Genomic DNA, 7,878 nt, shown 5'->3' with positions numbered 1-7,878 from the left:
AAGAACGGACTGATCGCTATAAGTCGGAACTGACCGACTCAGGCTCTAGTTACACGTTTGGCAACAAGACATTAACAGAGTGCGAATTAGTCCTTGACTATGTTTAACTACATTTTAAGGAACAGTATCAGTCCCCCACCCAACACGGTGGCAAGCCCAGCGAAGAAGGTCACGGCAAAGGCTGTATAGACTTGTCCATCTGAAACGGAAATCATGCCAAATCGTCAGCCATTAAAAAAGTCATTATCACCATAGATGATAATGACTTTCGTTTACAGTAAAACAGTAGGTTTATGTGAAGATTTTTAGTCTTCTGGTTCTTCCGGATTTTTTGCCAGATGAATCACGGACAGTACCAGACCACCCCACAATAAAACGATAGAGATGATCATCATCACCAGTGCAGATGTATTCATAATCGCTCTCCTAGCTATGACGGTCTTTGACCAGACTAAACAGAATGGCGCCCAGAATAAAGAATGCCATGACACCTCCACCCACCATCCACAGGGTGCTGGCAGCATAGCCACCATAACCTTCTGCCATGATCGATTTCAGGGTCAGACCCAATGCCATTAATAAGGACAACGGCGTGATGACGGTCAGCATGAAGTTCCAGCTGCGACCAAGTTTCACGCTGGCAAACTGATTCACATGGCCTTCCAGCTGCTTCATCAATGGACGACGGAACCACGACAACAGAATAATGGAGATCAAACCACCACCGACAATACCGATATTATTGGCAAAGTAGTCAATAATGTCGACAAAGGTAATCGCACTATGGGTCGAGAACATCAAGGTAGAAATCACCGCTGAACCACCGGCAATAATCGTGACTGACTTGTTCTTCGACCAGCCCAGTTTGTCCTGGAATGCGGCAATCGGAACTTGCAGGATACTGACCATCGAGGTAATACCGGCAACGGTCAATGAAGCAAAGAACAGGAAGCCAAACAGGTCACCACCTGCACCTAAACTGGAAATGATTTTCGGGAAAGCAATAAAGGCCAGACCAATACCGCCAGATACGACATCTTCAACATTTGCACCTGCGCTGAAGGCCATAAAACCAAGCGCTGCAAATACACCAATACCCGCCAGAATTTCAAAGGATGAGTTGGCCAGTGCTACCACGATCCCAGAACCGGTCAAGTTGGTTTTGCGTTTCAAATAAGAGGCATAGGTCAACATAATCCCGAAGCCCACCGACAGTGAGAAGAAGATATGACCAAATGCGGCCAGCCAGACTTTATAGTTACTCATGGCCTCCCAGTTCGGCGTAAAGAAAGCATTCAAGCCGTCGACTGCACCCGGTAAGCGTACCGCCTGAATCACCAGAATAGAAAATAAAATTACCAGAAGTGGCATAAAGATTTTATTCGCCAGTTCCACCCCACGGCGTACCCCACCGTAAAGAATCAGCATCACCGCAGCCCAAACAACCACCAGACCGAAAAACAGGACAGGAACAAAACCTAAACTTAAACCTTCACCATTTTGCAGATAAGTGTTAAAGAAAAAGTCCTGGGTATCTGTGCCCCACTGCTGCCCAAAGGAATAGAACATATAACTGCCGGCCCAAGACAAGACGCTGGCATAGTAAATCCCGATGATCAGGGTCACCATCACCTGCCACCAACCCAAGGATTCGGCATTCATGAGTTTTTTATAGGCCATGGGTGGTGCTTTACGGAACTTGTGTCCGACCGCATAGTCTAAAAACAATAAAGGCAAACCTGCTGCAAAAATCGCAATCAGGTAAGGGATCAGGAATGCCCCACCCCCATTTTCATAAGCCACATAAGGGAAACGCCAGATATTTCCCAAGCCAACGGCGGAACCAATGGCTGCAATAATGAATCCTGATCGTGCAGACCAATTCTCACGAGTTTCTGTCATAGAACACCTAAACTTTAAACCCCTTCAGATGCTGCTTGTTATGGTTATAGCGCAAGCAAATAAAGAAGCATTTCAATTATTTTGGGTGTTTGGATTAGAGCTGCACCTTTTGGGCGTCGAATTCTAATGTACAAACAGGTCAGCAGGTCTTACATCTTGCTTAAAGTCTGATCAAAAAGCTGACCTTGTAGATGGTTCAACAATACTGACTTTTTTAAATTTTTTCTGTAAATTCTGCTGAAAATATTCGTCATTTATAATCTATTCGAATTAAGCGTTCAATAATTCAACGAAACCTACCTGATTTTACAGGTTATATATTGACAAACTTTTTGGAATATATCTTTCTTAAGTTTGACTACAGAACCGTAGTCAAGCAAAGCTCATGCTGCGATCATCCAAATCGCCTTATATTTATAGAAGAATTAAAGTCAAAGGCTTATCGCGATGTGAGCCACTCTATAGCTGAAATGCGCGGAGCAGAGATCTGATCGCCCTGCTCCACGTGCATTTTTGACATCTAAAAATGGACTGCAATACCCCGGTCTGACCTGCAGCAAATCCATCACGGGATCTGAGCGATTGATGTCATTTACTTAAGATTTAATCACCAGCATCCGTTCTTCCTGCATATCGCGAATGGCAGATTGAATCCCTTCACGGCCTAAACCTGAATCCTTCACCCCACCATAGGGCATGTTGTCCACCCGGAAAGATGGAATGTCATTGATAATGACCCCACCGACATGCAGATGATCCCAGGCATACAGCATCTTGTTCAAGTTCTGGGTATAAACTCCGGCCTGCAAGCCAAAACGGCTACGATTGATACAGGCAATCCCCGCTTCAAAATCAGGATAAGGTTCAATCATCGCCACCGGACCAAAGACTTCATCACGGTAAATTTCCAGATTATGATCCACGTTTTCCAATAAAGTCGGTGCGAACATCACTCCATCCAGCTCACCACCTACCAGAATTCTGGCATCCTTTTTCAGTGCTTTTTCCAGCCATTTTTTCAGGCGTTTGGCTTCTGCTTCCTTGATCATCGGCCCCACCAAAGTTGTGCTCAGATTTGGATCGGTGGCTTTCAGATGTTTGAGTTTTGCAAGCAGTTTATCTCTGACTTCGGCATAAATATCCTGATGCACCAGAATGCGCTGCACACTGATACAGACCTGCCCGGCATGACCATAAGCACCGCCAACCAGACGGGTAATCAAGGCATCATTAATTTCGGTATCCGGCTCGATCATCACTGCGGCATTACCGCCCAGCTCCAGAACCACTTTTTTGCGGCCAGCTCGCGCTTTCATATCCCAACCCACCACATCGGAACCGGTAAAACTGAGTAATTTAAAACGATCATCGGTGACCAGCACATCGGCCAGCTCGCGCGGACAGGGTAAAACTGAAAATGCGCCTTTCGGCAAATCGGTTTCCGCCAGAATCTCGGCAATTTTCAAGGCAGAAATCGGCGTCAGACTGGCGGGTTTCAACACGAAAGGACAACCGGCAGCAATCGCTGGTGCAATTTTGTGGGCGGTCAGATTTAAGGGAAAATTAAAAGGGCTGATTAAAGACACTGCGCCAATCGGCACCTGCTTAACCATACCCTGATACCCCGATGCTGCCGTGGTTACAGCCAAAGGCAGCATACGTCCCTGATCGATTTGAGTCACGGCATCTGCGGCAATTTGAAAGGTATTAATCAGACGCTCGACTTCGGCTTCTGCCGCTTTGCGCGGTTTACCGCCTTCTGCAATCAGAATTTCAGTCAGTTCTTCACGAATTTCATGAAAACGGCGCACACAATGCAGTAGAATTTTCTGTTTTTGAAAGGGTTCTAAAGCCGCCATCTCTGCCTCGGTGTCTAGGGCAGACTGGATGGCCTGCTCCAGACTTTTGGCATCGGCCAAAGCGACACGTGCATAGAGTGCTTGCGTATATTTATGTTTAACCTCTAGCCATTCTCCGGTCTGAACCGCCTGACCAGCCACATAGAGTGAATAGTCTTTACACTGTTGTACTGCTGTAGATCGCATTTTTTAGTCCTTCAAAATCCCAGGATATACATTTTTGAAATTCTCTATATCATGCACTTGCTGATAAATATTAAGAAGATGTTTTTAAGTAACCAGACACGCTCAATTTTAATAAAGCTTTAGGGACTCACTGTCATGCAGACAAAAATACTCGCCACATTATTCTTCAGTTTTGGATTAAGCACGCTCAGTCATGCAGATTTCATCGGGGCAAAAGCCGATCTCAGCTACTGGAATTTTAACGGTTATAGCGAAAATAGCAGTATGAAACATGATCTGGATCGACAAGGTACGGCGCAGCTGTCCGTGGCTTTTGAACATCCGATTCCGCTTTTACCGAATGCCAAAATCAAATATGTCAATCTGGACAGCAACAGCGAACAAAGCACTCCGATCAATGCCTCAGAAATCAAACTGAAGAATATTGACTATATTCTGTATTACGAATTGCTGGATACCGTGGTACATGCCGATATAGGCGCAGGCTTAAGCAATCTGGAGGGTACGGTAAAAAACCTGAATACCGGGGCTTTCACACAATACGATCTGGATGAATACACTCCACTGCTCTATGCAACTGCAGGGGTTAAATTGCCATTTACCGGACTGAGTGCCAAAGCAGAAGCCGTTTACAGTCATGGCAGCGATAGCAAAAAGACCGATGTACAGGCTGAGTTACAATATGATTTTATTGATAATCTGCTGGTCGATGTCGGTGCCAAAATCGGTTATCGCATAATGAAGGTAGATTTTGAACAGGAGCAACGTCCAGATTTACAGCTGGAATTTAAAGGCCCATATATTGGCTTAGATGTACATTTTTAATGCCAAGAATTCAGCAGCTGGTCGTGCTCAATTTCTCTGCGTTCATGTAAGTCAAAGCGTACAACAATAAGCGCAATCTGCTGCTGGTACAAAATCTGCTTGTGTATTACTTTAGACACATAGAGAGCAGGATGCTCCGAAAACCTAAAAACAACAAGAATAAGCAAGCATCAGGACGTGAGGTACGACAGGAGTTATACCTAAATCACGAGATACGGAAAAAGCCCCAACAGGATGTTGGGGCTTTTTTTTCTGCTATTTCTTTTTCTGTGCATTGCTTTATTTATCTTTGCTTAACAGTTCCGAGTTAAAACTCCAACATTGTAAAAATCGGCTTGTTGTTAAGCTAAAAATCCTCACATTTTTTGGGAACAGCAATCATGGTAAAAAAGGTCCTCTTTATTACATCCAATCAAGGTATTGAACATGATGAACTGACTGAGCCTTTAAATTTTTTAAAGTCCAAAGGTTTTGAAGTGATTCATGCTGCAGAAAAAAATGAAGATGTAGCCACTGTCAAAGGTGATACCAAAGCTGCTACCCAATATACGCCTGATACCAGTTTTGACCATGTCGACCTGAATGATTATGATCTGTTGGTGATTCCAGGTGGTACAGTCAACGCAGATACTTTAAGAATTAATCAGGATGCCCAGAAAATTATTCAGCATTTTGCCGACAATCACAAACCGATTGCGGCGATCTGTCATGGGCCATGGGCCTTAATTGATGCAGATCGAATTAAAGACAAGAATCTGACCTCGTATAAGAGCATCAAGCTGGATCTGGAAAATGCCGGCGGTAAATGGGTCGATGAAGAAGTGCATCGCTGTAATACCGGCGGCTGGGTACTGATTACTTCACGGAATCCGGATGATCTTCCGGCCTTTAATGAAGCCATTTTAAAAGAACTTGAAGGCGATGCTGCCTAAGTTCCTACCATAAAAAGAGAATCTCATGATTGAGGTTCTCTTTTGCTTTAAATAGTTCCGGTCAAGCTTTTTAGATAAACCATCACTTCTTTATTGCCTGCCATTTCGGCCAGTTCTAGTGCCGTATGTGGACTGCGATGGGCAATATCTGCACCTTTGCTAACCAGAAGTTTGACTACGTCTAGATGATCATTTTCAGCGGCGGCCTGTAAGGCGCTATAGCCTTCTTCATCGGCGGAGTTGACGTCCAGACCTTCTTGCAAGCCCTGCTCGACCTGCTCGATGTCGCCTAAAGATGCCCAGTAGACCAGTTCAGGAAGATGCAGTTCATCATCTTCAGGGATTGGGGAGAATGAGTTGAGTTTCATTTTTTTAAGAACCTTATGAATAGTTAGTCATCTTAAATAATGATACTAAATCTATTCAACGCCCAGCTTACATTCTCTTTTGTATTTAAAAAGTATTTTCCAGTTTTATCCTTTTCAATTCTTAAAGAAAATTTTTCACTTTTTGAAATGATTCCTGAATCTATAAACCGCCTAATATCACTATTAGGTAGAATTAAATAATTATTCACATAAGACATGCCTGTAAAAGTTCTCATAACTAATATATAAAAAGTTGAAGAAGAGTCTTTAGCGTCATATGCTCTTTGATTAACCGTAAATACATATTTATTAGTGTCAGATAAATTAGCTGTTTTTACTTGTATATGAAAATATTTATTATCTTTAGTCGCGACGATATCAATTCCATCATCTACTGCCATATAAGAAGCATTAAATCCAAAGAATAATAATTCAGACATTACAGCAAATTCACCAGCTTTTCCTGTATAAAGTCCATTTACAATAGGTTGCTGAGGTACAACTATTTCCTTAGGAATTAAATTACGTTGAACCTTAGTCTTATAAATCCCTCGCCTTACCCCACCTTTTGAATTTTTAGGTTTTGTGAATATAGATTTATTCTTATTTTTTGCGATATCAGCAGATAAAACCGATGAAATTTTCTTAGAAAGATCCTCTAGTGGCAGTTGTGTATGAGGATATTTTTTGACTAAAGCTGTTGCAATTTCATCGACATGCATTTCTTTTTTGGCTTCTTTCAATACTTCTGCAATTTGATCAATTAACTTCATACTTTATTTCCCCTACACAATAATAAAATTACTTTTCTCATAATTAGTGATAAATAAGAGGTGGTCCCACTTGTTTGAACAACTAAAAGCTTATTTATAAGTGATATTCTGCTCTAGTTAAGCTACCTTATTTTGTTGTGGTAGCTGGTCATAGTAAAACTCATCTGGAGTCATTTTGTCCAGACTCGAATGAGGTCGTTTCAAATTATAAAATTCAAAATATGCACTCAATTGCTTTTTCGCATCGGTGACACTGCTATAAGCTTTGAGATACACCTCTTCATATTTAACGCTTCTCCATAACCGTTCAACCATCATATTATCAATCCATCGACCTTTACCATCCATACTGATTTGAATGCCATTTGATTTCAATACATCAATAAATGCATCACTGGTGAACTGACTGCCCTGGTCTGTATTAAATATTTCAGGTGATCCATATTTTTCAATCGCTTTATTTAAAGCCGAAATACAAAAATCCACCTCCATACTAATCGATACCCTATGCGCAAGTACCTTGCGGCTATGCCAATCAATCACAGCACATAAATAAACAAAGCCTTTTGCCATAGGGATATACGTTATATCCGTACACCACACTTGATTACTGCGCTGAATAGCCAATCCTTTGAGCAGATATGGATATTTACGGTGAGCTTGATTGGCCTGACTTAGATTTGGTTTACGATATAACGCATTAATGCCCATTTTCTTCATTAAAGTACGTGTATGACGTCGTCCTATATGATGTCCTTGACGATTCAACAAATCACGCATCATACGGCTACCTGCAAAAGGGTATTGCATATGTAACTCATCCATACACCGCATCAGCTTCAGATCTGATGCACTCACAGGTTTTGGGCGATAGTAATAACAACCACGGGAGACTTTCAGCAGCTTAGCTTGCTTAGATACTGAAATCTGAAGTGAGTCATCGATTAACTTTTGTGGTTGAAGCGGCCCAGTTTCTTCAACACACCTTCTAAAAAATCAATTTCTAATGCCTGCTCACCGATTTTTGCATGTA

At 42.3% G+C, this 7,878-nt stretch carries 7 protein-coding genes and 2 pseudogenes; 2 read left to right on the top strand and 7 right to left on the bottom strand.

The window, feature by feature from the left end; all coding sequences use genetic code 11:
- Nucleotides 1–113: 113 nt before the first annotated feature.
- The 4 genes and pseudogenes from FTV30_RS16375 to FTV30_RS14950 form a co-directional block, all read right to left on the bottom strand.
- Nucleotides 114–215, bottom strand: a pseudogene (locus FTV30_RS16375) (zinc transporter ZupT); the annotation flags it as partial.
- A 90-nt stretch (nt 216–305) separates the two neighbouring features.
- Nucleotides 306–416, bottom strand: coding sequence for a methionine/alanine import family NSS transporter small subunit (locus tag FTV30_RS14960; RefSeq protein ID WP_005173576.1), 111 nt, complete (start codon nt 414–416; stop codon nt 306–308).
- A gap of 10 nt (nt 417–426) precedes the next feature.
- Nucleotides 427–1,902 carry a sodium-dependent transporter gene (locus FTV30_RS14955; RefSeq protein ID WP_074383770.1) on the bottom strand — a complete coding sequence of 492 codons (1,476 nt, stop codon included), beginning with the start codon at nt 1,900–1,902 and terminating at the stop codon, nt 427–429.
- Between the two features lie 596 nt (nt 1,903–2,498).
- Nucleotides 2,499–3,947 carry an aldehyde dehydrogenase family protein gene (locus tag FTV30_RS14950; protein WP_180001862.1) on the bottom strand — a complete coding sequence of 483 codons (1,449 nt, stop codon included), beginning with the start codon at nt 3,945–3,947 and terminating at the stop codon, nt 2,499–2,501.
- Between the two features lie 135 nt (nt 3,948–4,082).
- Here FTV30_RS14950 and FTV30_RS14945 point away from each other — a divergent pair, with 135 nt between their 5' ends.
- Together FTV30_RS14945 and FTV30_RS14940 are read left to right on the top strand one after the other, a co-directional pair.
- Nucleotides 4,083–4,772 carry a TIGR04219 family outer membrane beta-barrel protein gene (locus tag FTV30_RS14945; protein WP_180001861.1) on the top strand — a complete coding sequence of 230 codons (690 nt, stop codon included), beginning with the start codon at nt 4,083–4,085 and terminating at the stop codon, nt 4,770–4,772.
- Nucleotides 4,773–5,152: 380 nt separating this feature from the next.
- On the top strand, nt 5,153–5,704 hold the full coding sequence (locus tag FTV30_RS14940; RefSeq protein WP_005173569.1) for a type 1 glutamine amidotransferase domain-containing protein: 552 nt from the start codon (nt 5,153–5,155) through the stop codon (nt 5,702–5,704).
- Between the two features lie 47 nt (nt 5,705–5,751).
- On the opposite strand, the gene FTV30_RS14935 is transcribed toward FTV30_RS14940, so the two are convergent.
- The 3 genes and pseudogenes from FTV30_RS14935 to FTV30_RS14925 form a co-directional block, all read right to left on the bottom strand.
- Nucleotides 5,752–6,072: an ankyrin repeat domain-containing protein gene (locus tag FTV30_RS14935; RefSeq protein ID WP_180001860.1), complete on the bottom strand. Its 321-nt coding sequence runs from the start codon at nt 6,070–6,072 to the stop codon at nt 5,752–5,754.
- A gap of 32 nt (nt 6,073–6,104) precedes the next feature.
- Nucleotides 6,105–6,845 (bottom strand): hypothetical protein, encoded by a 741-nt coding sequence (locus tag FTV30_RS14930; RefSeq protein WP_180001859.1) that lies wholly within the window; start codon nt 6,843–6,845, stop codon nt 6,105–6,107.
- Nucleotides 6,846–6,962: 117 nt separating this feature from the next.
- Nucleotides 6,963–7,878 (bottom strand): annotated as a pseudogene (locus FTV30_RS14925) (IS3 family transposase); the annotation flags it as partial.

Source organism: Acinetobacter sp. YH12255, from assembly GCF_013417355.1.
Classification (GTDB): Bacteria; Pseudomonadota; Gammaproteobacteria; order Pseudomonadales; family Moraxellaceae; genus Acinetobacter; species Acinetobacter pseudolwoffii.
The sequence above is the reverse complement of the archived record's forward strand: the minus strand, read 5'-3'. Positions and strand labels throughout refer to the sequence as shown.